The organism is uncultured Campylobacter sp. (genome assembly GCF_937973075.1).
In the GTDB taxonomy this organism is placed as follows: domain Bacteria; phylum Campylobacterota; class Campylobacteria; order Campylobacterales; family Campylobacteraceae; genus Campylobacter_B.
In genome coordinates this window covers 26,403-52,913 of the sequence record NZ_CALBWL010000040.1, presented here as the reverse complement: position 1 = coordinate 52,913, position 26,511 = coordinate 26,403, and the positions used below count along the sequence as shown (strand labels likewise).

The following is a 26,511-nucleotide window of genomic DNA, read 5'->3' as shown; positions in this document are numbered from 1 at the left end:
TTTGCAGTTAAAATAGATATTAATCTTGCGGATTTTGGGCGAAATTTTGCGGCAAAATTTACTTAAGCAAGCTCTGTAGCTAAGCTCTGGGTAGAATTTTGCGATTTATCGTAGCGCTAAATTTAGCCTTGCGGCACGGATAAAATTCGGCTACGACTACTCAATCAAGCGTCTCGCCTAGCTCAATTTTGATGCCTAGAACCTTGCAGACTAGATCAAAAATTTCAATATCGACGTTGGGCGCGTATTCGTCCAAGACGGTGTAAACTTCGGCGCGTATGTCCTCGTCGTGGCTCGGGTGCGAGCGCGAATACAGCTCGTCCGTGCGGCGCACGAGCGCGAGATTATCGATATCTCGCTCGCGCATCGCCTGCTTGAGCCGCTTTGAAATTTGCCATTTGAAACTTTGCATTTTCGCTCCTTTAAATTTGCGCGATACTAGCCAAAAGAGCTTTAAAATTTAATTTCTTAAATCAGGCGACGCGTTTCGGCGCAATCAACGAGCCTGCGCCATACGGTCTTGCGCTTGCAAATATAAACGAGCCGGGTTTAGATCAAGGTTTTACCGGCTAAATAGAAGATTATCTTTGCGTAAATAGCGCTAAATCTCGCAAAGCCAATGGGATTACTTCGCCGTGCGAAGCGCCTTTGTAGAGCTTAAACTCGCAAGAAAGCCCCCTTGTTTTTAAAATTTCAGCTAGATCGGCCGCTTTTAAAATTCCCGCTTTATCGGTTTTTCCTTTACGCATTTCACGCGAGCCGGCAACGAGCATTATGAATTTAGCTTTTAAATTTGATCTAAGCTTTCCCTCGTCTAGGGCATCTCTGATCAGCTGTGATTCGCCCCACCACAACGAAGGCGAGGCGATAAAAAACTCGTCGAAAATCCCATCGTCGCGCAGCAAAGCATAAATCCCGAATAGCCCGCCAAAAGAATGTCCGAAGTAAATTTTATCGCTTTTTGCCGTAGAGTATTTTTTATCCACGAGCGGAAATAGTTCATCTTTTACGAAATCGTAAAATTCTGCTGCGCCGCCACCGTTTGCATATTCTTCCCCGCTCGCCGCAGGCGTTAAATCTCTCGTGCGACGCTTAGTATCATACGCTAGCGGGCTATCGTATCCGATGCCTACTATAAGGACGGTTTTATTTAATTTAGGCCCGGTTTCGGCGTTTTCTTTCGCGCTATTTAAGCCTGCGTAAATTTGCGCATAAGAGTTTAAAAACATAGCAACTTGCGCGTTCGCATCAACCATAAAAACTACCCTATCGTAGCGAGCGACATTTTTTTGACGAGCTATAAAAATTTTATATTTTTCGCCGCTCTTACTTTTTAGAATAAAATCGCTCACGTTAAACATTTCGCGCGCAGCTCCACTTACCTGCTCAATCTTTTGTGGCGGTTTTGCCCCCAGATCGCAAGCGAATAAGCATGCTAAAAAGAGCGCGTTAAATACCGCAAGAAAGCTCTTTAGGCTTACCATTTAGCGTTTACCTTAAACCAAAACCTCCTGCCCTCCTCGGGATACCAATAGTAATTGCCGTCGTCTGCGAGACCCTCATCGTATCGGACGTTATCAAAGATATTGTAGGCGGTTAAATTTAGGCTCAGATTATCGTTTAAATCGTATTGTGCGCCCAAATCCGTAGTAAAAAGCTTTTTGTCGTTTTTACTAACCCTATTGCCCGGACCGAACTGCACGCTTGTAAGCTCGCTTTCGTAATTAAGACCGATAAAGGTAGAAAGCGGAGCGATAGGCCTATAGCTAAGCGTCGCATGTGCGGCATGCTTCGGAGTAGCGGTCAGGGATTTGCCATCCAGCCTACTAAGATTGGTTTGGCTAAATTTAACGGCGCCGTTTGGCGTATAGATCGTAGGATCCCCAGTTTCGATCTCGGAGTGGCTATAGGTATAGTTTGCCTTGAAATTTAGCCTCTTAGTAATATCGTAATCGCCACTCAGCTCAACGCCGTAAACCTCGGCTCCTTCTATATTAAAATACGTTCCCCAACCTGGGCAATTAACGCTCGGCGCGCCGGCGCAGCCTCCGTAAGCGGGAATCCTATTGATATTGCTGCCATCGGTATCTAAAATTTTATCTTTGAAGTCGTTTTTAAATAGCGTGATATTGCCGCGCAGATCGTCTGCATTGTCGTAATAAAGCCCGATCTCGTAGGTCGTGCTTTTCTCGGGCTTTAAATCCTTGTTACCGAAATCTATAATCCTCCAGCCGCCCTGAATCGTGCCTACTTCCGGCGAAATTTGATTGACGTTGGGAGTTTTATAACCGGTTGCGACGCCGCCTTTGATCGTCCAAGTATCGCCTATATTAAACGTCGCGTAGGCTCTAGGAGAAAAGTGGTTGCCGAAGTATTCGTTGTGCGTGAGCCTGCCACCGAGCGTTAAAAATAGCGTATTTTCCAAAATTTCGATCTCATCCTCTAAAAATCCCGCATGCTCGTTCATAGAAAATCGCTGCGGAGAGCGTAAATTTTGCCTGCTCGCGTTTGAAACGATGAAAGTCGTTTGCACATCCTGTTTGCTAAAATCGTAGCCGAAGGTAAGCGTATTTATACCGAGATAAGTCGTAAATTTGGAATTAAAATTTCTATTTTTTACGATTGCGGGCGAAAGGCTATCAAAAATGCTCGTACGGCGAGTCTTATCCCAAAAATAACTTATATCGGCACTTAAGCTTTCAAACTCGCCCAAATATCCGACGCCGTGATTTTCTCTTTTATATTTATAGTGATTTAATCCGCGCGCGTTGGGATAAACGGCGGTTTTACCAAGAGTTCTTGAATAATCGTGATTTTGCCTTCCGGTTTGAACGTAAAATTTATTATTTTCATCCGGCGTTAGCCAAAGCTTGGCGTTAGAATCCGATTTATCACTCTTTTGATAGCCTCCCTTATAGCCGTCCTCGTCGCGCAGCTTTTTATATCCCCACAGCTGAAGCGCCGCATACTGCCCGAAGGGAATATTGACGTAAGCTTCGCCCATATTACCGTTTCCGATACCCTCGTGATCTTGGATAGTTGTAGATATAGCGGCGCTTCCGCTAAATTTAGAAAAATTCTTTTTCGTAATGATATTTATCACGCCGCCTACCGCATCGCTTCCGTAAAGCGAGCTCATCGGCCCCCTAATCACTTCGATACGCTCTATCGCTCCTGCGGGTGGGATAAAATTCGAGTTCATATCTCCCGCTCCGCCTTTTGGGTTCGCCGCCGCAGAACTTACGCGTTTGCCGTCGATAAGCACAAGGGTTTGAGAACTTTCCATTCCTCTGATGGATATCCCGCTTGCCGGGCCGTCGTCGCCTGCGATAACGCTGACGCCAGGCATTTTATTCGCGATATCGTGCAGCGAAGTAAAGCTGCCGCTTGATATCTCTTTATTATCCAAGGTGGAAATGGAGGCCGGCGCCTGCCTAATATCTTGGCGAAAGCCGCTCGCGCTTACTACGATTTCGCCAAGATTCGTGCTATTTGCGTCACTGCTTAGGTGTGAGCCTTCGACGCCGCATAAAATCGAAACGCTCGCGCATATCGATAATGCGATAAATTTCGCCTTTTTAAAATACATATCTTTTTGCATTTTTGTTCCTCTATTTTGAAATTTAATCGTGGATTATAACTCAAAGCGGATAAATTTAATATTAATTATTAAAGTATTTTTATAGAATTAAATTTCGCTAATAATTCCCCATTCCATCGATATTTTTATAAAAATTATTTTAAATAAAGCACAACATATAATCAAGAAAATGCTGTAAATAAGTAAAATTTTATAACGCCCGGCATTAATTATCAAATCGTTTGAAGAAATTTTGCACAGTTTTGATTTTATCTGCCCTAAGAATCATTTTCGCTTTTGTGGACGTGTATATTTTAAACTATCGAAGGCATTACAAGCGGTAACGCGAAAACGGCTTTGCTCTATTGATTTCATGCATCCTGCGGCTTGCGATAATTATAGACTAGCATGGGATTAATATGCGACGTTTTTTAACACAGTAGCTTCGTATGAATAAATTTATCTTACTAAGGGGCATAATCGCTTCGGCGCAATTTAAAATTTTGAGTAGTTTATATAGGCGGATTTAAATTTAAACTAGATTTATCAGCACGACACAATTTGTCGAGGTTTTAAATTTAGAGCAGAGAGTCAATCCAAATTTAAAATCCTGGCGCAAGAATGCAAAGTAAGAAGATAAATTTAATAAGACCCCGCAAATTTATCTTAAAATTTAGCGAGATCAAATTTGGATTTACGCCGCAGGCACGCTATTTTCGGCGTGAGTATCGCTAGAGTCTTTGGGCCTTAAAAGCCACTGCTTTGCAAAGATCAGCACGTATATCGCAGCGCCGATGCCGCAGCTTGCGTATTCACTTGGGATAAACTCTATGAATTTCGCGCAGATATTAGGCACCAGCATTAGCGGCGTTACTAGCAGCAATAGCAGGCGTTCTAGCGGATTACATTTTGTAACAAACCAGCCTTGTAGCGAGGAGCTGAAGGCAAACATACCCACGATCGCCGTGGCAAAAATCAGCACGATTTGCAGTGGATCGCTGATCCAAACGATACTTTTTGAATCCATCGGATCGCCGATGCTTTGGATCAAAAGCAGCTTGTTGTTGAAAAAGAACGCAAACGGAAGCACCGCGGTGCGCAGATCATACACGAAGCCCTGAAGTCCCACAGTTACCGGATTTGCCTTTGCGATACCCGCCGCAGCGTATGCGGCAATGCCCACCGGAGGGGTATCATCGGCTAAAATTCCGAAATAAAATACGAAAAGATGCACCGCGATCGCAGGGATCAAAAAGCCGTTTTTGCCCGCTAGTATCAAAATCACCGGTGCAATAAGGCTTGAAACGACGATATAATTCGCCGTCGTAGGAAGTCCCATGCCCAAAATAAGGCTCATTATCGCAGTCATCAGAAGTATCAGTACTATGCTGTTTCCTGCGACTGCTTCTACTAGCTCTGAAAGAACCTGTCCCAGCCCGGTAAGCGAGATCGAGCCGATGATGATGCCCGCTAGCGCGGTGGCAACGGCTACCGTGACCATATTTTTGGCAGCACCTACCATAGCCCAAAAGATATCGACAAAGCCGACGATAAAATCGGACTTGCCAACTTTTTCGCCAAATATCGTTTTTTTAGCAGGCTCTTGTACGATCATTATCAAAAATAGCACGCAGATTGAGTTAAACGCCGCAGAGATCGCGCTTTCTTTTAGAATCAATAGAGTAAAAAGAAGCACCAAAATCGGTATTATGTAATGAATGCCGCTAAATATAATTTTTAGCTTTGAAACCTTGGCATAATCGCGGCTGCCGTGAAGCCCCAACTTGCAGCTTTCCAGATGCACGATGAAAAATAGCCCCGCGTAGCAGACGAAGGCAGGGATCACCGCTGCAATCATTACGTTGGTGTAGCTCATACCTAAAAATTCTGCGATGATAAACGCCGCAGCACCCATGATAGGCGGCATGAGCTGTCCGTTTACGCCCGCAGCGACCTCGATAGCGCCCGCTTTAGTGGCGGTAAGCCCCGCTTTTTTCATAAGCGGGATCGTAAAGGTGCCTACCGTCACGACGTTTGCGGTCGAGCTGCCGCTTACCATTCCGGTTAATCCGCTGGCGATTACGCTAGCCTTGGCGGGTCCTCCGCGGAAGCGACCCAAAATCGCAAACGCTACGTTTATAAAATACTGCCCCGCTCCGGCTCGCTCCAAAAGCGCGCCAAATAGCACGAACAGATAGATGAAGCTGGTGCTGACCCCTATCGGCACGCCAAATACGCCCTCTGTAGTTAAAAACATATGCCCTGCAAGCAGTTCAAAGCTTGCGCCGCGGTGCGCGATGATATCTGGCATATAGGGGCCGAAGTAGCAATACAGAAGGAAGGTAAAAGCGATAATGCCAAGCGCTGGTCCCATCATACGACGACCTGCTTCAAAGAGTATGAAAATTCCGATAAAGGCTGCTACGATATCTCTGGTTAGATAATTTCCCGGGCGCTGCGCTAGCCCGTTAAATTCTATCGCAGGATACAAGATCGCGGCGACTCCGACGATTAATAAAATATAATCGTAAAACGGGATATAAAAATGCGCCTTAGAGCGCGGGCGAAACGGAAAAAGCGAAAAAATTATAAAAATGGCGAACGCCAAGTGGATCGAGCGCGCAATATTCGTATTTAGCGTAAAATACGCGATGTAAAGTTGAAAGACCGACCACGCGAAGCAGACCAGCGTCACGAGCCAGAAGAGCTTTTTAGAGGTAAATTCTCTACTTTTTACCTCTAAAACCTGCTCGTCGTTTTGTGTAGATTTCTCCATCAACTAGCCTATTTCAGCAGCCCGGCTTCTTTATACACCGCCTCTGCCGCAGGATGAAGCGGCGCGCTAAGCCCCTCTAAAAGAGATTCTTTGCTTACCAAATTTAGCGCAGGGTGTAGCTTTTTATACTCGTCAAAATTATCAAGTATTGCCTTAACTACCGCTCTAACTGCTTCGTCGCTTTGGCTAGCGTCGGTTACGAGCACAGCCTTTACGCCGATAGTCTGCGTATCGTGATCTACGCCGTCATACATTTTCGCAGGGATCACGCCTTTGGCAAAATACGGATATTTCTCCATAATCTTTTTAATATGCTCATCGTCGATGCCGATTAAGTCGATAGGAAGCGAAGTCGCCGCATCGGTGATATTTGCGGTTGGATGTCCTACGACGTAGAAGTATCCGTCGATCTTCTTATCTTTTAGCGCCATAGGGCATTCTTGCGCGGTTAAGACGCCGTGCTGGGCGAGCTTTTTAAGATCGAAGTCGTAGTTTTCAAAAACTATCGTGCTGGTTAGCTCGTTGCCGCTGCCCGGGTTTCCGATATTGATCTTTTTGCCCGCAGCGTCTCCGTAGGCTTTGATACCGCTCTCTTTAGAGACGACGAAAGCCAAAAGCTCCGGATAGATCGAAATTACGGAGCGTAAATTTTTATCCGCCGCGCCTTGGAATTTGCCCGTACCGTTGTACTTATCATAGACGACGTCGCTTTGAACGAAGCCGAAATTTAGCTCTTTTTTAAGCACGTTATTGACGTTATACGTCGAGCCGCCCGTCGATTGCACGGAGCATTTCATATTTTTATCCATATTTACCAAGCGGCAAATCGCGCCGCCTACCGGATAATAGGTGCCGGTCATACCGCCGGTGCCGATATTGATGAACTCCTTAGCGCCTGAAACGCTAGCTAATAAGGCCAAACCGGCCAAAGCAACAGAAAATTTTTTCATCTTTGCTCCTTTTTGAGTTAAAAGTTTGAAAGTATTGCTAAATTTCTATAAAATTCTAATAAAAACAGATCGAATTTCGCGCAAATTTACGATTTTACACATCGCGGCGCAGGTGACTTAATATCAAAGTAGGGTGGCGATCTGATCTGATATGCGGAATTTTACCGCGATAAAACTAAGCCTGAAATCCAAACGTCTGGAGATAAAATTTAACGCTATAAATTTCAAGCCTTAATAACTCACGCCGCTAAGATACAGCCCGTTTGGCGGAAAGGGGATTCTGCTAAGCGCTCGCGAGAAGCTGATCTTGCGCCCACTCTGCACGGACTTTAGGGCGTTTGCGACCATCAGCCGCACCTGCGCTCGTAAAAATCCGTTGGCTTTAAAATTTATCAAGGTCAAATTTCTAAAAGAGTAGGCGCGCGCGACGTAGAGCTCGCGTACGGGGCTTTTTATGTCGCTGCCGCTTTTCATAAACTCGCTAAAATCGTGCTCGCCGATAAAATTTGCAAGCGCAGCATTGAGCGCGGCAAGATCTACGCGCGGATAAAACACGCAAAAATCGCTAAGAAAGGGGCTGGGACATCCGTGGTTTAAAACGTAGCGATAGGAGCGCGCCACGGCGTCGTAACGCGGATGAAAATCGCGCGGCACCGGGCTGATGTGTTGCACAAAAATATAGGGCGCGCAGTGGCGATTGATGAGCTCTTTTAGGCGCGGCAGCTCCCAGTGCACGGTGCATTCGACGCAGCTTACCTGGCGCAGCGCATGTACCCCTTTATCGGTGCGCGAGCTGCTGATTAGCGGCGCAAAGATCCCCACTCGCCCCAAAGCCGCGCGCAGCACGTCCTCGACGCCGCGCCCGTGAGGCTGAGACTGCGAGCCGCTAAATTTCGAACCGTCGTAGGAATAGACGAGCTTGAGCTTTACGCGCTCGGAGTTCGCGCTCGTGGCATATGCGCACGCATCTGTGGGGGTATTTGGCGTGGCGCTTATTTTGCCGATGTGCGTAAGCTCGCTCGCTGCGAAGTCGTTTGTGGACGCGCTTTTGATAATATTTTTAAGTTCGGATGCGCTTGCTGGCGTGTTTGCGGGGGCGTCCGCTTTATAGGCGGCGTTTGCCTTGCGGGAGTCTGCGGTGCAGGCGGACGCGGGAAGGGTAGTGTAAAATTTGGCGACGGGCGAGATATAGATTTTTAAAGCATCACTGCTCGCTACATTAGCTTTCGCAACGTTTGCCGCGCAAATATCCGAAGCGGTGACATTGACGGAATTTTTGCAAACGGAATTTAAATCCGCCCCGCGCGCGGTCTTTTTGGTGCGAATGGCGTCCGAATTCCGCTCGACGCTTTCGTGATTCAAACCACAATCGGGCGCAGTATAGGTGGCCGTATCGCTTGCCGAGCTTGCGAGAGCGGAATTTTTAAAATTTGAAATTTTATCGTTTAAAATCAAAGCTTGCTCGCCGCTTTGCGCTTCGTGTTCTAAATTTACGCCACGCAAAATTTCAGACGCGCTAGCCTTGCTCGCCGAAATTTTATCCGCCAAATTTCGAACGGACGAGCTTTTGTTTAAAATTTTGCCGCCGCAAAGCTCGGAGCTTTTTTCAGTACCTCGGGGCAATTTTGATCCTGTAGTAAAGTAGCGAGCCGATAAGCGTAACGCCGAATGTCACGGGAAGCGCGATGCTTGGGTATTTAGAGAGCAGCATGATCATCGCGAAGTAGCTAAAAAGCACGCCGAAGATCCCCGCGTAAACAAAGCCCTTTTCGTAGCGATAGGTCACGATGCCGAGGCTTAGCGCAAACAGAAAGCTCGCCAGCGGGAAGAGCGAGACGAGGGTGTAGATGCTAAATTCTTTCCTGCGCTTCTCGCTGCCGCTCATATCGCTCCAGTATCCGATCACGCCGCCTCCGCCGCGGATATTGCGGTCGCTTTGCGTGCGCAGAGTTAGGCTTTCAAACTCGCTTACGTGCCATTGATCGCCGCCCATCGTGTAAATTTTGCCGTCGTGCAGCATCGCAGAAAAGCTCGCGTTTTCGTTTTTAAACTCGCCGCTGCGCGCTACGATCATCCGCTCGTGATCCTGCGAGTTGCCTGGATTATACAGCACGAGATCCTTATACAGCGTGCTTGTGCCGTTGTTTTCCTGCGAGTCGATAAAAACGAGCCAGTCGGAAAATTTCTGCCCGAATTCGTTGGATTTGATATTTAGCGTCGCGCTAATTTTTTTGTAATCGATGAAATTGTCCTTTAAATTTTCGGCTATCGGCATCATAAAAAGCGAGACGAAAAGCAGCGCCAGGGAGCACAGCGCGGCGCTTATGCCGAAAAACAGCGCGATCTTGCGCGTGGCGTAGCCGATCGTAAATATGACGATGGTTTCATTCTCTTTAGAGAGCCTAAAAAGCGAGATGCTAAGCGCCACGAAAAACGCAATCGGCACCGTAAATATGAGGATGCGCGGCAGCATGAAAAGATAGAGCTTTACTAGCTCTGAAAAATTTATCTCGATAAACGACGTAATGCGCGCGATCTGAAGGAAAAAGACGATCGACATTATGATAAAAAGCGTGCTGAAAAGCGACGCGAAGGAACCGACGAAATTGCTAAATAAATAGCGCTGTACCCTATCCATAAATGATGTCCAAGAGCCTTAAAATTTGATCTTTGAAGATAAAGGTAAGAAGCAGCCCCATCGATAAAAACGGCACGAACGGCAGCTCGTAGCCTCTTTTGTTCGCGATGAGATACGCAGGCAGCGTCAAAATCGCGCCGATGTAGATCGAGATGCCGCCCAGCTTCCAACCCAAAATCGCCCCCATAACGCTCGCGATAAAAATATCCGCGCTTCCCATCGCTTCGCGCTTTAGCACGAAGGTGACGATGAGGCGCAGCACGAAAAATATCGCCGCGTATCCCGCCGCCGCTCCTACGCCGCTAAGATTAAAATCGTACATCAGCGTGTAAGCAAGCGAAAGCGCCGTAACTACGTAAAGAAGGCTTTCCGGTACGGCTTTATATTCAAAATCAATCGCCGAAAGCGCCATAAGCAAGATAAAGCAAAGCCCAAGCACTGCGGCTTTTGCAAGATCGGGCTCGCCAAAATACGCCGCAAGCGCAAGCGCGCCGCCTAAAAGCTCGACGATCGGGTATCGGATCGAAATTTTGGTTTTACAAAAGGCGCATTTGCCGCCCAAAAATAGCCACGAAAGCAGCGGAATGTTGTGGTAAAATTTTAAAGCATGAGAGCATTTAGGGCAGTGCGAAGCGGGGAAATTTACGCTCTGTCCGCGCGGCAGACGGTATATCAGGACGTTGCAAAACGAGCCTACGCAGGTGCCGAATACCGCAAAAATCATGCCGTAAACGATATTTAAATCCATCTTTTTCCTTTGGAGCTTTAACTTTTTAAAATTTAATCAAACGCTCTATGGTAGCGAGAAATTTCTTAGTTTTCATTGATTTTTTGCCTCTCGTAAGGAAAAAAATTTACGAAAATCGCCGCCGCGCCTACGCAAAATAAAATGGCTATGAGCCCGGCGATTAGCGGCTCGTCGTATTCTTTGTAAATTACGCTAAAAATTAAAAATCCCGCTACTAGTATCACGGCGTCCAAAAGATCGAAGTTCAAAGTATCTACGATCCATAAAAACATGATATATGCGCCTATCCCGCTGCCTGCGGATGCTAAAATCCCCATTTTATCAGGGATGAAAGCAAATGCTAGCACAAAAAACACAAGCAGGCAAATGTAGACCGCCAGTATAAATTTCTTTGATTTTTTATACACGCTGCCGCATCTTGGGCATCTTAGGGTTTTCATCGGCTTTTTTGTAAGCTTTTTGCCGCAACCGCTTTGTAGTGAGTTAAATAAAAATATGGTTACAAGAATGAATATTCAGCTTGATGTAATGGGAAAATATGAGAAAAGGGATATAATAGGATGGATGAAATTGACAAATTAGAATTTGGAGGATAAAATGAAAAAAATAGTAGCGATTAATGCTGGACCAAGAAAAGGATGGAATACAGATCAACTGATTAAAGAAGCTGCAAAGGGTAGTGAGTTTGCCGGCGCAGAAATTGAATATGTAGATTTGTTCCGATTAGAGAAATATACCGGATGTATTTCATGCTTTGGATGTAAAAGACAGGGCAATTTTGGTAAATGTGTCTACAAGGATGGATTATATGACGTACTTGAAAAGATTAGAAATGCAGATGGACTGATTATTGGATCACCGAATTATATGGGAGATGTGACCGCAAGTTTCAGAGCCTTATTTGAACGATTAACTTTCCAATCACTCACATATAATCTTGAAAAACCATCCTACAATGAACACTTGATACCGGTACTTTTTATTTTAACAAGCAACAGTGAGGATAGTGCATATGAAGAAGGTGGGTTTTATGGTGATTTTATTCCAAAGTACAAATACTTATTTGAAAGATCCGTAGGTCCAACCAATGTACTCGTATGTGGGAATACTGTTCAAGTTAAGGATTACAGCATATACGATTGGACAATGTTTGATGGGGATGCAAAGAAAGAACATCATGACAAAACATTCCAATCCTATTTGGAAAAAGCGTATAAAATGGGGCAGGATTTAGTGTAACCTTTTAAGGTTTTATGTCTCTGCAAATTCCAGTTTGTCGAAGTAAAAAAATCAAATAGGATATTACCAAGAGGAAGTAAAAGCAAATTGCCGATATTTCCTTTTTTGTTGTCAAAAATCCAAAAAACGGAAAGGAGAATTTATGGAAGAACTGAAAAATAAGGATAAAAACGGCATTAGCACAGAGAGAAAGATTGGAAAGACCACCTATGAGGTTGTTGTCCATTCCAATGAAAATGCGACAGAAACAATGCAAGATAAGTTGACAAGAATAATGTTGAGGGAGCTTAGGAGAAAATCGGACGAAAAAAAAGATGATTTTGATTAAAAAGTCCTTGACAAGTAGCAACAGGTTCTGCAAATTAAAATTTTAAAATTTAAAGCGACCGTTAGAGTGACTGGCCGTAGCTCAAAGACCGCCGAAGCGGCGCTGTTTGCGGCGGAAATCATCCACTATGTGAGCAAGCTCCTCGCGCGTGAAATCCGGCCACAGCGTCGGCGTAAATGCAAGCTCGGCGTAGCTTGCCTGCCAGAGCAAGAAATTAGATAGCCGCTGCTCCCCGCCCGTACGCACCAGCAGATCCACGTCGCCGCTGTGCGCGGTATCCAGATGCGCGCCGATGCCCGCTTCGCTTAGCCGCTCGCCGCTTGCAAGCAGCCGCTCGCACGCTCGCACGATCTCGTCGCGAGAGCCGTAGTTGATCGCTAGGTTAAAATTTAGCGCTCGCCCGTTTTGAGTTAAATTTGAAAGATATTCGATCTCGCTTCGCAGATCGCCGCTAAAAGCCGATATGTCGCCGATCGGATAGAATTTTATCCCGTTTTGGGTAAATTTTTCGCGGCGTGAAATTAGGAATTTTTGCAGCAACTTCATCAAAAATTCCACTTCGCTTTTCGGACGCTTCCAATTTTCGGTGCTAAAGGCGTAGAGCGTGAGGTTTGCGATGCTTTCGTCGATGCAAAACTCGCAGATCTGCTCCACGACTTCCGCGCCCGCTTCGTGCCCACCGGTGCGCAGCAGACCGCGCTTTTTCGCCCAGCGCCCGTTGCCGTCCATCACAATGGCTAGATGATTTAGGCTATTCACGGATCAGATTTTTTTTAGCTCAGCCGCGATTTTTAGGGCGACTTCGTCCTTCGGCGCGGTGTCGATTACGACCTGATCGTTTTTTGTGATGAAGGTGACCTTAAGGACGTCGCCGCCGAGCTTGATGATGTCGTCGAGCACGTTTAGGCAGACGGCGTCGAGATGCTTTTCATTTAGCATGCGTTTGGCCTCGCCGACGGCGTTTTCGCGGTCGGTCTCGAGCTTGAAGCCCACCTTTTTGATATTTCCGCGCACGGAGCTTAAGATATCCTCGTTTTCGCCCAGGCGTAAATTCCAAATTTCGCCGATCTCCGCTTTTTTCACCTTGTCTTTGTAGCGAACCTTCGGCGAATAATCGCTTACCGCAGCAGCCATTATCAAATATGAGCCGTCGGGGAATTTCGTGCTGTCAAGCGCCGATTTTAGCCCGATGGTGCTTTCAAATTTAACGAGCTTGTATGGTAAATTTTCATATTCGTTGCTAGAGATCAGCGTCACGTCTGCGCCCAGATAAAACAGAGCGTCGGCAATCGCTTTGGAGGTTTTGCCGCTGGAGAAATTCGTAATGCCGCGTACGCTGTCGATCTTTTCGATCGTCGCGCCTCCGGTGATGATGACGGTTTTGTCTTCCCAAAATTTATCGTTATAAAGCGCGCGCTTTAGCGTCTGCATGATCGCCTCGGTGCTCGCTAACCCGCCCTTACCGGTATCGCCGCAAGCTAGAGTTTTTTCTATCGGATCCACAAAATACGCATTGACGCTCGCTTTTAGCATATCGATGCAGTTTTTTGTGATGTTGTTTTCAAGTAGCGCTGGATTTGCGGCTGGTGCGATAACCACCTTGGCATGGGCGAAGGCCGCGTTTAACACCTCTAAAAATACGTTGTCGCAGACGCCCCAAGCGAGCTTGTTTATCGTATTTGCTGTCGCAGGTGCTATCAAAACTAAATCCACCTTGGAATAAGCGATGTGGTTGATGCCAGCCTGCCAGTTTTCGTTGGCTTTGCAAAGCACGGGGTGATCGCACAGCGCCTCGAAAGCTTTGTAGCTGACAAACTCCTGCACGCCGTCGCTAAGCGCGACATAGACGTCGAAATTCGACTTTTTCAGAGCGGATAAAATTTCAAACGCTTTGTAAAAACTGATACTCCCGCAAACCGCGAGTAAAACCTTTTTCTTATTCATCTTCGCTCCTAAAAAATTTATGGAAAAACCCATCTTTGTTGATTTGTTTATTTCGGCTGATCGCCAGCGCGCCGCTTGGAACGTCGCTAGTAACCGTCGTGCCCGCGGCGATTATAACGTCGTCGGCCACCTGCACGGGCGCTACTAGCTGCGTGTCCGAGCCGATAAAGACATTTTTGCCGATTATCGTTTTGTATTTTTTCTTGCCGTCGTAGTTGCACGTAATCGTGCCGCAGCCGATATTGCTGCCCTCATCGATCTCGCAATCTCCGAGGTAGCTTAAATGCCCCGCCTTGATCCTGTTTACTTTCGCGTTTTTAAGCTCGACGAAATTCCCGATATGGGTGCCTGTAACTTCGCATTTTGGGCGTAGATGCGCCATCGGACCGATGTCGGAGTTTTTTATGACGCTATCTTCGATGACGCAGCCGCTTTTAATGAGCGAGCTTTCGATCACGCAAGGACCGATGATGCTTACATTTTCTTGCAGCTCGCACTCGCCGATAAATTTCGCCCTGCTGTCGATGTAGATGCTTTGCGGTAGGCGCATCAAAACGCCTTGTTTCATCAAATTTTCTTTGATCTCGTTTTGCATTAAATTTTCGGCGATGCTGAGGGCGAACTTATCGTTTATGCCCATGAAGCTTTGCTCGTCCACCCACACGGCGGCGCATTTTAAGCCCATATCTTTGGCGATTTTGATCGCGTCTGTGAGGTAGTACTCTTTTTGCGCATTATCGGGTTTGATCTGCGGCAGGATCTGTTTCAATGCCTCGCTTTTGAAGCAGTAGCAGCCGGCGTTTGCGTCTTTTACCGCCTTTTCCTCCTCGCTTGCGTCCTTTTGCTCGACGATCTTTAAAATTTCACCGCCGCGGGTAATTACGCGGCCGTATCCGAACGGATCGCGCGCGCTAAAAACGCTTAGATTTACTTCCGCGTCCCCCTCGCAGAGTTTGCGAAGCTCGGCGCTTTTTACCAAAGGCATATCGCCGCAGATTATGAGCGTTTTGGCTCCGCTGATTTCAACCTCTTTTAGTCCGCCCGCAGTGCCGGGGAAATGCTCGTGATCTTGTTTGTAGATTTTAGCGTTTGGAAAGTGCGCTAGAACCGCGCTTTTAACCTCGTCGAATTGGTAGTGTAAAATCACGCTCACGTCGTTTGAAATTTCGTAAGCTTTCTTTAGGATGTGGATTATCATCGGCTCGCCGCAAAGCTCGAAAAGAACTTTAGCTTTTTGCGACTTCATCCGAGTGCCGAGTCCTGCGGCAAGAACTATAACCGAAACGTCGTTCATTTTTACCCTTAAATTTCAAAAAATTGGATAATTTTAACACATTTAAAATAAATAAAAACCTAAATTTATGCCGTGCGGGCGAAATTTAAATCCCAAATTCAACTAAAATTTTATAAAATTCCGCCTAAATTTTAAAGCTTAGGCGGACGTTTTGAAAAAACTGATTTTAGTTACTTGTATTTGGGCGTTTAGTTTCTCGCTGATAGGCGAGTTTTTGCGCGGCATAGACAGCGCGTATTTGGCGTTTTCGCGCGTATCGTTGGCGCTAATTTGTTTTTTGCCGTTTATGAAATTTCGCGGGCTAAATCCCGCCCTAGCGCTTAAAATTTGCGCCGTGGGCGCCGTGCAGATCGGCGTGATGTATATCTTCTACTACCGCAGCTTTGCGTATTTGAAGGTTTATGAAGTTGCGCTTTTTACGATATTTACTCCGTTTTACGTGACGTTGCTTTACGACGCGCTTAAGCTTAGATTTCGCGCGCTATATCTTTTTAGCGTCGCTGTCGCGGTGCTAGGTGCCTTGGTGATCAAATTTGGCGCGATAAATTCCGAGTTTTTGACGGGCTTCTTGCTCGTGCAGGGCGCAAATTTATGCTTCGGGCTCGGACAGAGCGCGTATAAATTTATGCTGGAGCGCCACGGCTTTAGCGAGCAGAAGGAGCTTTTCGGCTACTTTTTTGTGGGGGCCACCGCCGTTACGGCGATTGCCGCGATCGTGCTCGGGGATTTTTCTAAATTTAATCCTAGCTTCTCGCAAGGCGCGGTGATCGTGTATCTAGGAACTGTCGCAAGCGCTCTGGGGTATTTTTTGTGGAACAAAGGCGCGTGCGAAGTCGATAGCGGCGTGCTTGCGATTATGAATAACGCGCTCATCCCTGCAGCGATCGTCGTAAATTTAGTATTTTGGCAACAAGATGCCGATCTGGCGCGCCTACTTGCGGGCTCGGCGCTGATTTATGTTTCGCTAATTTTACATAAAAAGATCATGAAATTTTACGCCGTGCGCGAGCAAAGAATTTAGTATTTAACTAAAATTTTATATTTTTACATTAGAATTAGCCCTTATTTTATTTGAAGTTGGAAAAATGAAAAAAACCTTGAAATTTATCGGCTCTATCGTACTTGTCTTTCTTGCGATATATTTTTTATACGGTAAATTTTTTAAGCAAGAAGAGGCGCCGAAAGCTCTTACGACTAGACTTGAAAAGGGCGATATTAGAGGCACGGTGACGGCTGCGGGAGAGGTTTACGCTAGGGATTTGGTCGATGTGGGCGCGCAGGTAAGCGGTCAGATCAAAAAGCTCTACGTCAAAGTGGGCGATAAGGTTCAAAAGGGCGATATGATAGCGCAGATCGATTCCGTCACGCAAGAAAACGAGATTGCGCAGCAAAAGGCGCAGCTTCTGATCCACGAGGCAAATTTGGCTTCGGCAAAGATCGCCGCGACAAACGCTAAAACGCAGTATAACCGCGAGCTTGAGCTGTATAAAAGAAACGCCGCTTCCAAAGAGGCTGTGGAAAACGCTAAAAATAGCGCCGCTTTAAAGGAGGCTGAGCAGAAGCAGATCGAGGCGCAGATCGAGCAGACCAAACTTCAGCTAAGCACGGCGGAGACAAATTTTGGCTATACCAAGATCACGGCTCCGATAAGCGGCACGATTGTTTCCATGCCGGTAGAGGAGGGCAAAACGGTAAATTCCAACCAAACTACGCCTACGATCGTAAAGATCGCCGATCTAAGCAAGATGGAGATCAAGATGCAGATCGCAGAGGGCGATATATCCAAAGTAAAGGTTGGAATGGACGTAGAATACTCCATACTATCGGATCTGGATAATATCAAAAAGGCTAAAATTTACAAGATCGATCCCGGTCTTACCACGCTTAGCGACGGGACGTACGATAAAACCTCTAGCGGATCGTCTTATTCTTCGAGTAGCAGCGACAGCGCGATCTATTTTTACGCAAAGATGCTCGTAGACAATGAAAATGATTTTTTAAAGATCGGAATGACGACCGAAAACAACATAATCGTAAGCGAAGCGAACAATACGAGCTACCTACCTACCTCGGTTATCAAGCGCGACGCGAAAGGCGATTACGTCACGGTGCTTAACGGCAAAGAACCCGAGCAGCGATACGTAAAAACCGGCGTCAGCGATGATTTGAATACCGAAATTTTAAGCGGTTTGGATGAAAAAGACGAGGTGCTTATCGCCGACGGAAAAGCCGCGCCGTTAAATATGGACGGGCCTCCGATGGTGTTTTAGTTAAAATTTTATGGTGTAAAGATGCTAGAGCTTAAAGATATAAACAAAAAATTCATTCTCGGCGATAACGAAATCCACGTATTAAAGGACGTAAGCTTCAATATCGAAGCGGGCGAGTTTATATCGATAATCGGGCAATCCGGAAGCGGAAAATCCACGCTGATGAATATAATCGGCTGCATCGATACGCCAAGCAGCGGAAGCTATAAGATCGAAGGTCGCGAAACCGCGAATTTAAGTGGCGACGAGCTTGCGGCACTTAGAAGTAAAAAATTTGGCTTTGTCTTTCAAAAATATAATCTCATCGCCACGATGGACGCGACCGCAAACGTCTCGCTGCCTGCGGTGTATGCGGGTGTAGGGGCGAGCGAACGGACGAAACGAGCGGTGGAGCTTTTAAATAAGCTGGAGCTTGGCGATCGCACCAAAAATTTACCGAGCAAACTTAGCGGCGGGCAGCAGCAGCGCGTAAGTATCGCCCGCGCTCTGATAAACGGCGGTGAAGTGATTTTGGCAGACGAACCTACCGGCGCGCTTGATAGCAAAAGCGGCGAGACGGTGATGCAAATTTTAACGGCGCTGCACAAAGAGGGTCATACCATCATCATAGTTACGCATGACGCGCATATTGCGGAATTTGCGGATCGTATCATCGAGATCAAAGACGGCAGAATTTTAAGCGATAAAAGAAAGACGGAACGGGTTTTTGAGCGCAAAAAAGAGCAGATCAAAACTAAAAATTCCTTTATATTTTGCAAAGATCAGCTCATAGAAAGCTTTAAAATGTCGATTAGCGCGATATTTTCGCATAAACTAAGATCGATTTTGACGATGTTAGGCATCATCATCGGCATTGCATCTGTTATCTGCGTAGTAGCTCTCGGTAAGGGTTCGGAGGAGAAAATTTTATCCGAGATCCGCAAAATTGGCACTAATACGATCGATATCTTTCCCGGTAAAAATTTCGGCGACGTGCGTGCGGGCTTTGTGAGCACCCTTACGATAAGCGATTCTAAGGTTTTGGCGCGCCAGCCCTACGTTGATTACGCTACACCAAATGCTTCTGCAAGCGGCATGATAACCTATGCAAATTTAAGCTCTAAAGCCCAACTGCGCGGCGGCGGCGTGAATTCTTTGGCGGTTAATGGCATAGATATAGAAGATGGTAGAAATTTTAGCGACGATGATATTAAAAATTCTGCCTCTGTCGCGATTATCGATCCAAACACTAAAAAAACATTTTTTAAAAATTCCGATCCTATCGGCAAGACGATTTTATTTTCGGGTAAGCCACTTAAGATCATAGGAGTTTCGGGCAAAGATAAGAACGCCTTTGGAAGCAACGAAAATTTAAGAATTTACGCGCCGTACTCAACCGTGATGAATAAAATCACAGGCAATCGAAAAATCAGCTCTATCACCATCAAAATCAAAGACGATGTCAATACTCAAGTGGCCGAAGAGAGCCTAACTCAGCTACTTGTCCAAAGACATGGCTCGCGGGATTTTCATACGATGAACGCAGATACTATCAAACAAACAATACAAAGCACTACCGGCACGATGACAATTCTGATCTCATCTATCGCAGTGATCTCACTCGTCGTGGGCGGCATCGGCGTGATGAATATCATGCTCGTAAGCGTTACCGAGCGCACGCGCGAAATCGGCATCAGAATGGCGATCGGCGCGAAGCAATCCAATATCTTGCAGCAGTTTTTGATAGAGGCGATCTTGCTTTGCTCGCTCGGCGGAGCTTTAGGAATTTTAATCGCTTTAGCGCTTGGATTTACGTTTAATACCATAAGCCCAGATTTTGCGATGAAATTTACTACCGCGCCTTTCGTGATCGCCTTTGCGGCGTCATCCGCGATCGGTATAGTTTTCGGCTATCTGCCGGCAAGAAACGCCAGCAGATTAAATCCGATAGATGCTTTAGCACAAGAATAACCAAGGAGAGAAAATGATAAATTCCAAAGTAATTTTAAGCGGCGTTTTAGCTGTTTTTATCGGCGGTTGTGCCTCAAATCAAAGTGAGGTCGAATTTAAACCTGTAGAGCATTTCAAGGACGAAAATGCAAGCTATGAAATCGATACGCTGTGGTATAAAAAATATGGCGAATCGTACCTAAATAAGCTTGTAGATCAAGCCCTTGCGAATAACTACGATCTAAAAACAGCGGCTTTAAACGTTGAGAGTGCTTATGCAAATTTAGGGCTAAGCAGGGCTGATCTTTTTCCTACGCTAAGTAGCTCGTGGAGTGCGGGCGCTAATCGCGACATAAGCACCGGCTCGAATTGGAACAAAACCTATAGCTCTGGTTTTAACGTAAGCTATGAGCTTGATCTTTTCGGCAAGATCCGCTCGGCGGTAAATGCCGAGGGCTGGAACGCCAAAGCTAGCGAGTTTGACCTTGAAAATACTCGCCTGACTCTTATAAATTCCGTAGTCAGCGGGTACTTCGAGATGCTTTATCTAAACGATTCGCTAAAATGGACAAAACAGAATTTAAGCGATTACCGCGAGATCGAAAAAATAATTAAGGCAAAATATGATTACGGCAAGTCCGAGCAGCTAGATTACAGGCAGATTCAAAATTCTATCCTAGGGCTTGAAAACAAGGTCTTAAGCATTCAAAAAAACATCGAGGATAATCATAAATATATGAGAAATCTCATCTCCTCCAGCTTGCAATTTGATGATAACACCGATTCGATAAATTCCATAGAATTCCAAGGCGTTGATCTAAATGTACCTTACACAGCGCTTGCTAACCGCCCCGACATTAGAGCTGCGATCGCTAGGCTAAATTCCAGCTTTTACGACGAACAGACCGCTAAGTTAAATTTCTTTCCTAGCGTAAATTTAGGCGCAGGGCTTACTAACGGGCAAGGCGTGAGCGCTAACGATAGTTTCAAGCTAAATTTTTTAAGTGGCAACGTAAGCATAAGTCTGCCGTTTTTGGATTATGCGAGGGTTGAAAACCGCCTTAAAATTTCAGAGATCGCTTTTCGCAAAAACGTCGTAAATTATGAACAGACGCTCTCTAACGCTACGAATGAGGTGCTAAATTTATATAGAATTTATCAGATCAATCTGGCTAGCCTTAAAAATTTAAGCGCTGCTTACGATGAAAAGGCGCGTATTGCCGATCTTTACGCCGCGAAATACGAAGCAGGCTCAAGTGAGCTAAAGGATATGCTAGAAGCCCGTACCGACGCCGTAAACGCTAAGATAAACGAGCTAAATCAAAGATATTTGACGCTTCAAAACGAGGCGGCGATCTATCGCGCGATGGCAGGCAAATTTAAACGCAAATGAAAAAGGCTTTGATATTTTGGCTGCTTTGCGGTGCGATATTTGCTGATTCCACGGCACTAAGAGCGCAAGATGACTCAGTAAGCTTTGGTGCCAGCGTCTATGCTACGAACGATAAACAATCAGAATTTGAGAAAAACCATAGTGAAATTCTGCTAAATCGTCAAAAAAATGAATTAGATCGGCAAAGCCTGCAAAATAATTTGCAACGTGAATCAAAAGGCGTAGGCGACCACGATGATTTTTCGATGAAAAAGCAGCCGATGCAAGATATCAAGGCGCGAAATAATAAAAATGAGCAAGACTTAAAACTGCGCCGTAAAAAGCTGCAAGGCGACGCTTATCGGCGCTAGGACTGCTTTTGTTTATCGGTTTTTAAGTAAAGTTTCTATAAAATCTCCGCTTTACATTTTCTTAAAGGAACAGTTATGAAAAGAACGTACCAACCCCACAATACCCCTAAAAAGCGTACTCACGGCTTTCGCGTCCGTATGAAAACAAAAAACGGCCGCAGAGTTTTAAGCGCAAGACGCGCTAAAGGCAGAAGAAGATTGGCTGCGTAGGCGAATTTGCTGCGATAAGCGATAGCAGGGTTTTTTCGGAGGTTTATAAAAGTGCGGCAAAGTGGCATTGCGAATGCGCTGTTGTGTATTTTTTGGCTAGCGAGCAGCGTAAATTTAGCGCAGTCGCCAGTAAAAAAATAGGCAATTCAGTTACGCGAAATTACGCTAAAAGACGTTTGCGCGCAGCGTTTTATAATCAAAAAGACGCCATTGTTAGCGGAATTTTTATATTAATTGCAAAAAAGCGGATCGTAGATATGAGCTTTGAAGACATTGAGCGAAATTTAAAATGGGCGTTTAAAAAGATCGGCGTAGTAAAATGAAGAGATTTTTTATAGCCGCGATCGGGTTTTATCGAAAATTTATTTCGCCTTTGCTGCCACGCTGTTGCCGCTACTATCCGAGCTGTTCGGAATACGCGCTTTATGAGTTTAAGTTTAACGGCGTCTTTGGCGCACTCTGCGCTGTAACGGCTAGAATTTTAAGATGCAATCCGCTCTTTAGCGGTGGCATAGATTATCCGATAATCGCGCGAAATTTCAAATTTTGCGTATTTTCTAAAATCCGCAGCAGCAATGTCTCTGTGGATAAATTTAAGCTTTGGTTCATACCATATAAAAAAAATAGATATTACGTCATACGACTAGGAGAAAATAGTGCTAGATAAACTTCCTCAATCAAAGCGCCTTGCTATTGCAATAGCAACTGCGCTCATATTTTTCGTAGCTTACGATCATTTTTATTTATCAAAAATTCGCGCCGCTATGGAGGCAAACGCAACCGCGGCGCAAATCGCGCAAAAAAATGCCGCCAAGTCCGCTCCGCAAACTACCGCCGCTGGCGTGAGCGCGCAGGGAGCAAATTTAAATGCCGTAAATTCCATCTCTGCACCGTTAGTGCGCGTGGTTGGCAAAGAAGCAAATTTCACGATCGACGGGCTCGGTCGCATAAGCTCGTATATACTAAACGATGCGAAATTCCGTGACGAAAACGGCGATGCGATAAATTTAATTGATCCTAAATCACATTCTAAACCGCTTGAGATGCGCTTCGAGGACGCGGCGTTGAATGCAATGGCTTTCGATACTCCTTACAGCGCTTCATCTAGCGAGCTGGACGTACGAAATGGAGAGGCTATCGTTACGTTAAGTCAAAGTTTAGGCGCCGTTAGCATAAATAAAATTCTTACTTTTTATCCAAATGGTAGTTATAAATTGGATCTGAAGTTAAGAGGCAATGCGCATTATTTTATCAGCCCCGGCTCGCGTCCGAACGTAGAAGTAGATAGCTATACGGTTCACGGCGTCATCGTTGGAAAACCGGGCGAAGCTGGAATTTCAGATAAAATCGCTTCATTTTTTACGGGCTCGCAAGCTATAAACGAAAGCGTAGAAATTTTTAAAGATGGCGACGTGGATAAAAACGAGCGAATAAGCGGTGCAAATATCGCTGCGAGCTCGGATCGTTATTATACGACGCTATTTTACGGAGAGAGTTTGAATGCGACCGTGACTGACGCAGATAAAATTTCGCAGGTTTTCATAGGCTCGGACGGCGATCTTAGTCTTACGGGCTATATCGGCGCGAAAGATCACGCGACGCTAAGCTCGATAAATCCTGCTCTTACGCACATTATCGAATACGGCTGGTTTACCTTCATCGCCCGCCCGATGTTTAAATTTCTAAACTGGTTGCACGGCTATATCGGTAACTGGGGCTGGTCGATCGTCGTGCTTACGCTCATTATTCGCCTAATCTTATTCCCGCTAAGCTACAAGGGAATGCTATCGATGAATAAGCTAAAAGATCTGGCGCCCAAGATGAAAGAGCTTCAAGAAAAATACAAGGATGATAAGCAAAAGCTGCAGATGCATATGATGGATCTGTATAAGAAAAACGGCGCCAATCCGATGAGCGGCTGCTTACCGATCCTGCTTCAAATACCGGTATTTTTCGCGATCTACCGCGTGCTGCTTAATGCGATCGAGCTAAAGGGCGCAGAGTGGGCGCTGTGGATCCACGATCTGTCGCTTAAAGATCCATATTACATCCTGCCGATTACGATGGGAATTTTGATGTTTTTGCAGCAAAAGATCACGCCGACTACATTTACCGATCCGATGCAAGAGAAGATGATGAAATTCTTGCCGCTCATTTTTACGGTATTTTTCGTGATGTTCCCGGCGGGTCTGACGCTGTATTGGACGGTCAATAATTTCTGCTCCATTATCCAGCAATACGTCATTAATAAAGCCTTTGCTAGGCATAAACAAGCTCAAATAGCGGAGAAAAAATCATGATAATTGAAGCAGAAAATTTAAAAGACGCATATAATAAAGCAGCAGCTGAGCTAGGATGCTCGGTAACGCAGCTTAACGTGCGCGTGCTGCAGCATCCAAGCGGCGGATTTTTGGGCTTTTTTAAGAAAAATGCCGTAATAGAAGCGGTTTTGGAAGGGGAGAAATTTAGCGAAAATCCGGAATTTAACGCCCCGCAAAATAAAGCCGGCAAAGCAGAGAAAAAGCAGGGCGATAAATCAGAGCCGCAAAGTCCGCGCGCTACGCATTCTAAATATCGCAAAGAAAAGCAAAAGGGCGTTGTGACGGATGAAATTCTATCCGATATCAAAGAGAAACTATCTGCGCTTTTTAGATCAAGCGAGTTTAATATCGAAGTTAGCGATGTTAGCAAAATCGACGAAAATACCGTCTATATCAAGCTACAAGGCGAGGATAGCGCGCTGCTTATCGGCAAAGAAGGACACCGCTACAAGGCGCTTTCGTATATGATTTACAACTGGATCAGCATCAGATATGATCTTGCCGTGGTTTTTGAAATCGCGGAATTTTTACAAAATCAAGAACGATTTATCGAGTCTTACGTAAATGCGCTCGTGGAGCGCTCTGGAAATGAGCGTATCGTCACGAAGGCTTTTGATGGCGCATTTATCAAAATTGTAGCCGACAAGCTAAAACAAGCATATCCGGATCGTTTCGTGGGCATCAAATCCACGCGTAGCGGCAAAATCGTCATCGTAGACGAAAAAAGCTAATCGTGAGCGAGACTATCGCCGCTATCGCTACGGCTCACGGCATCGGCGGAATTTGCATAGTTAGAATTTCAGGCGAGGAAGCACTATCTATCGCTCTAAGCCTTTCACATCGTAGCTCTTTGCGCCCTCGCTATGCTACGCTTGTAAATCTTTTTGATACGAGCGGCGAAGCGTTCGGCGAGGCGATTTTGATATATTTTAAAGCTCCGCATAGCTTTACCGGTGAGGATGTCGTAGAAGTGCAGACCCACGGCGGCTTTACAGCTTCGTCCTTGGCGTTAGATGCCGTGCTGGCTCTTGGTGCGCGCATAGCAAATCCGGGCGAGTTTAGTAAGCGAGCATTTTTAAACGGCAAAATGGATCTTAGTAAAGCCGAAGCCATAAGCGATCTTATAAATTCTCGCTCGCAAAGTGCGGCTAAAGCTTTAGCGCGCAGCTTGCGAGGCGAGCTGGCAGATTTCGTCGCAAATCTGCGCGAGGCTCTGGTTAAGACACTAGCCTTCGTCGAGGTTTGCATCGACTACGCGGAGGACGATCTGCCTTCTGATGTGTTGCAAAACTCGCAAGAAATGCTTAGCCAAAATATCGCTTCGCTAGAAAAAATCACTCGCATCAGCCGCAGCCGAAGAGGGCTAATCGAGGGCTTTAAAGTAGCGATTGTGGGTAAGCCCAATGTCGGTAAATCAAGCATTTTAAACTCTATGCTGAGCTTTAGTCGCGCTATCGTGAGCGACGAAGCGGGCACTACGCGCGATCTCATTGAAGAAAGCCTGCAGATAGGCACTCATCTAATCCGTATAGTCGATACTGCAGGGGTCAGACACAGCGGCTCAAAGCTCGAAAGTATCGGCATTTCATATTCGCTTCGCGCTGCAAGCGAGGCAGACGTGATTTTGGCAGTGTTTGACGCAAGTCGCGAATGGGACGCCGAAGACGCGCAGATCCTAAAAATATTGCGCGAACAAAAAGACAAAAAAATCATCTACGTTTTAAATAAATGTGACCTGCCGCGTAAATTTCATCCTAGCGTGGAGGATCTTGGCGATGATTTAGAGGCTTTTTCTGCAAAAAATTTAGCATCCGAAAATTCCATACCAGAAAATTTCGCAGCCGAAAATTTAAAGCAAAGTCGGACCTGCGACGCTTCTTTAAATTCCTGCGCGCAGAATTTAAAAGCTAAAAATTTAAAGCGTGACTTAAGCGCGCAAAATTCTACTTCCACAAATTCCGCGCCTACAAGCCAAATAACTCTTGCGAATTCCATAAATCCAAAGGAACAGAATTTCGCCGCAAAAGCGGGATTAGTGGCACCAAATGCTGAGCGCGTTACTGCAAGCTGTGCTGCTGAGAATTTTACGAAAGATGATTTCAAACAAAATTCTGCAAATTCCATCGCACCTAGTAGCTCTGCAATAAATTCTGCTGGGCAAAATACCCAAGCAAATTCCATTTTTGCGCCACTTGAAATTTCTGCAAACGAGGGCGTGGATAAAATTTTAACCGCGCTTGAGAGCTACTTAAATTCTCAAAATTTCGATGGTCTTATGCTAAGCAATGAGCGGCAAATTCTATCTTGCGAGAGCGCGCTTGCGGCTCTTAAAAATGCGAGCGAGCGCCTAGCTTGCGGCGAGCTTGAGCTTTTTGCATTTGAGATAAATCGCGCGATTGAGGCGATTGCACGTATTTCGCGTCCATTTGAGCGAGATGAAATTTTAGACGAAATGTTTAGCAATTTTTGCCTCGGCAAATAGCGTTTTAGCTACTAATTAGCCAAAATTCAATATAATCTCGCATTTAAAACGAGGTCTTT

Annotated in this window: 25 protein-coding genes; 13 read left to right on the top strand and 12 right to left on the bottom strand. The window is 45.7% G+C overall.

Translation table 11 applies throughout. The annotated features are described in order from the left end of the window. Positions 1-160 precede the first annotated feature (160 nt). The 9 genes from Q0274_RS05670 to Q0274_RS05630 all read right to left on the bottom strand — a co-directional run bounded on the left by Q0274_RS05670 (position 161) and on the right by Q0274_RS05630 (position 11,132). On the bottom strand, positions 161-412 hold the full coding sequence (locus Q0274_RS05670) for a hypothetical protein (RefSeq protein ID WP_298028287.1): 252 nt from the start codon (positions 410-412) through the stop codon (positions 161-163). A gap of 169 nt (positions 413-581) precedes the next feature. After that, positions 582-1,484, bottom strand: a complete 903-nt coding sequence (locus tag Q0274_RS05665; RefSeq protein WP_298028286.1) for an alpha/beta hydrolase-fold protein — start codon at positions 1,482-1,484, stop codon at positions 582-584. Next, complete coding sequence (locus Q0274_RS05660; protein WP_298028285.1) at positions 1,478-3,601, bottom strand: TonB-dependent receptor; 2,124 nt, start codon at positions 3,599-3,601, stop codon at positions 1,478-1,480. Before Q0274_RS05660 ends, Q0274_RS05665 begins: the two co-directional genes overlap by 7 nt. A gap of 673 nt (positions 3,602-4,274) precedes the next feature. Further along, positions 4,275-6,356, bottom strand: a complete 2,082-nt coding sequence (locus tag Q0274_RS05655; protein WP_298028284.1) for a TRAP transporter permease — start codon at positions 6,354-6,356, stop codon at positions 4,275-4,277. A gap of 8 nt (positions 6,357-6,364) precedes the next feature. Then, the gene (locus tag Q0274_RS05650) at positions 6,365-7,306 is read right to left on the bottom strand and encodes a TAXI family TRAP transporter solute-binding subunit (RefSeq protein WP_298028283.1); all 942 of its coding nucleotides are present in this window, start codon (positions 7,304-7,306) and stop codon (positions 6,365-6,367) included. A gap of 231 nt (positions 7,307-7,537) precedes the next feature. Continuing rightward, positions 7,538-8,302: a tRNA pseudouridine(38-40) synthase TruA gene (gene truA, locus Q0274_RS05645; protein WP_298028295.1), complete on the bottom strand. Its 765-nt coding sequence runs from the start codon at positions 8,300-8,302 to the stop codon at positions 7,538-7,540. Between the two features lie 610 nt (positions 8,303-8,912). Next, a complete protein-coding gene (locus tag Q0274_RS05640; protein WP_298028282.1) occupies positions 8,913-9,944 on the bottom strand; it encodes an LptF/LptG family permease in 1,032 nt (343 codons plus the stop codon). Continuing rightward, complete coding sequence (locus Q0274_RS05635) at positions 9,937-10,692, bottom strand: A24 family peptidase (RefSeq protein ID WP_298028281.1); 756 nt, start codon at positions 10,690-10,692, stop codon at positions 9,937-9,939. The genes Q0274_RS05640 and Q0274_RS05635 overlap by 8 nt, the downstream gene beginning before the upstream one ends. A 65-nt stretch (positions 10,693-10,757) precedes the next feature. Continuing rightward, entirely contained in the window at positions 10,758-11,132 is a 375-nt protein-coding gene (locus Q0274_RS05630) for a hypothetical protein (RefSeq protein WP_298028280.1), read from the bottom strand. A 157-nt stretch (positions 11,133-11,289) separates the two neighbouring features. Between Q0274_RS05630 and Q0274_RS05625 the strand changes: the two genes are divergently transcribed. Both Q0274_RS05625 and Q0274_RS05620 read left to right on the top strand, forming a co-directional pair. Next, positions 11,290-11,931 carry a flavodoxin family protein gene (locus tag Q0274_RS05625; protein ID WP_298028279.1) on the top strand — a complete coding sequence of 214 codons (642 nt, stop codon included), beginning with the start codon at positions 11,290-11,292 and terminating at the stop codon, positions 11,929-11,931. Positions 11,932-12,073: 142 nt separating this feature from the next. Next, entirely contained in the window at positions 12,074-12,259 is a 186-nt protein-coding gene (locus Q0274_RS05620; RefSeq protein ID WP_298028278.1) for a transposon-encoded TnpW family protein, read from the top strand. 81 nt (positions 12,260-12,340) lie between these two features. On the opposite strand, the gene uppS is transcribed toward Q0274_RS05620, so the two are convergent. Genes uppS through glmU form a run of 3 tightly spaced genes read right to left on the bottom strand, consistent with a single transcriptional unit; the run spans position 12,341 to position 15,497 of the window. Continuing rightward, a complete protein-coding gene (gene uppS / locus Q0274_RS05615; protein ID WP_298028277.1) occupies positions 12,341-13,018 on the bottom strand; it encodes a polyprenyl diphosphate synthase in 678 nt (225 codons plus the stop codon). A gap of 3 nt (positions 13,019-13,021) precedes the next feature. Continuing rightward, positions 13,022-14,203: a bifunctional phosphopantothenoylcysteine decarboxylase/phosphopantothenate--cysteine ligase CoaBC gene (gene coaBC / locus Q0274_RS05610; RefSeq protein WP_298028276.1), complete on the bottom strand. Its 1,182-nt coding sequence runs from the start codon at positions 14,201-14,203 to the stop codon at positions 13,022-13,024. Further along, positions 14,196-15,497 carry a bifunctional UDP-N-acetylglucosamine diphosphorylase/glucosamine-1-phosphate N-acetyltransferase GlmU gene (gene glmU / locus Q0274_RS05605; RefSeq protein WP_298028275.1) on the bottom strand — a complete coding sequence of 434 codons (1,302 nt, stop codon included), beginning with the start codon at positions 15,495-15,497 and terminating at the stop codon, positions 14,196-14,198. Before glmU ends, coaBC begins: the two co-directional genes overlap by 8 nt. A 151-nt stretch (positions 15,498-15,648) precedes the next feature. Here glmU and Q0274_RS05600 point away from each other — a divergent pair, with 151 nt between their 5' ends. The 11 genes from Q0274_RS05600 (at position 15,649) to mnmE (ending at position 26,452) form a co-directional block, all read left to right on the top strand. Continuing rightward, the gene (locus tag Q0274_RS05600) at positions 15,649-16,518 is read left to right on the top strand and encodes an EamA family transporter (protein WP_298028274.1); all 870 of its coding nucleotides are present in this window, start codon (positions 15,649-15,651) and stop codon (positions 16,516-16,518) included. A 64-nt stretch (positions 16,519-16,582) separates the two neighbouring features. Continuing rightward, complete coding sequence (locus Q0274_RS05595; RefSeq protein ID WP_298028273.1) at positions 16,583-17,767, top strand: efflux RND transporter periplasmic adaptor subunit; 1,185 nt, start codon at positions 16,583-16,585, stop codon at positions 17,765-17,767. A gap of 21 nt (positions 17,768-17,788) precedes the next feature. After that, entirely contained in the window at positions 17,789-19,717 is a 1,929-nt protein-coding gene (locus Q0274_RS05590) for a MacB family efflux pump subunit (protein WP_298028272.1), read from the top strand. Between the two features lie 13 nt (positions 19,718-19,730). Then, a complete protein-coding gene (locus tag Q0274_RS05585; RefSeq protein WP_005873225.1) occupies positions 19,731-21,089 on the top strand; it encodes an efflux transporter outer membrane subunit in 1,359 nt (452 codons plus the stop codon). Next, a complete protein-coding gene (locus tag Q0274_RS05580; RefSeq protein WP_298028271.1) occupies positions 21,086-21,439 on the top strand; it encodes a hypothetical protein in 354 nt (117 codons plus the stop codon). The genes Q0274_RS05585 and Q0274_RS05580 overlap by 4 nt, the downstream gene beginning before the upstream one ends. Before the next feature lie 75 nt (positions 21,440-21,514). Next, positions 21,515-21,649, top strand: a complete 135-nt coding sequence (rpmH, locus tag Q0274_RS05575) for a 50S ribosomal protein L34 (protein ID WP_005873223.1) — start codon at positions 21,515-21,517, stop codon at positions 21,647-21,649. Further along, a complete protein-coding gene (rnpA, locus tag Q0274_RS05570) occupies positions 21,637-21,972 on the top strand; it encodes a ribonuclease P protein component (RefSeq protein WP_367271915.1) in 336 nt (111 codons plus the stop codon). Before rpmH ends, rnpA begins: the two co-directional genes overlap by 13 nt. Further along, positions 21,969-22,316 carry a membrane protein insertion efficiency factor YidD gene (gene yidD, locus Q0274_RS05565; protein ID WP_298028270.1) on the top strand — a complete coding sequence of 116 codons (348 nt, stop codon included), beginning with the start codon at positions 21,969-21,971 and terminating at the stop codon, positions 22,314-22,316. The genes rnpA and yidD overlap by 4 nt, the downstream gene beginning before the upstream one ends. Further along, complete coding sequence (gene yidC / locus Q0274_RS05560; RefSeq protein ID WP_298028269.1) at positions 22,306-23,949, top strand: membrane protein insertase YidC; 1,644 nt, start codon at positions 22,306-22,308, stop codon at positions 23,947-23,949. Before yidD ends, yidC begins: the two co-directional genes overlap by 11 nt. After that, the gene (locus Q0274_RS05555; protein WP_298028268.1) at positions 23,946-24,701 is read left to right on the top strand and encodes a Jag N-terminal domain-containing protein; all 756 of its coding nucleotides are present in this window, start codon (positions 23,946-23,948) and stop codon (positions 24,699-24,701) included. Before yidC ends, Q0274_RS05555 begins: the two co-directional genes overlap by 4 nt. A 2-nt stretch (positions 24,702-24,703) precedes the next feature. Then, the gene (mnmE, locus tag Q0274_RS05550) at positions 24,704-26,452 is read left to right on the top strand and encodes a tRNA uridine-5-carboxymethylaminomethyl(34) synthesis GTPase MnmE (protein ID WP_298028267.1); all 1,749 of its coding nucleotides are present in this window, start codon (positions 24,704-24,706) and stop codon (positions 26,450-26,452) included. Positions 26,453-26,511: the final 59 nt, after the last annotated feature.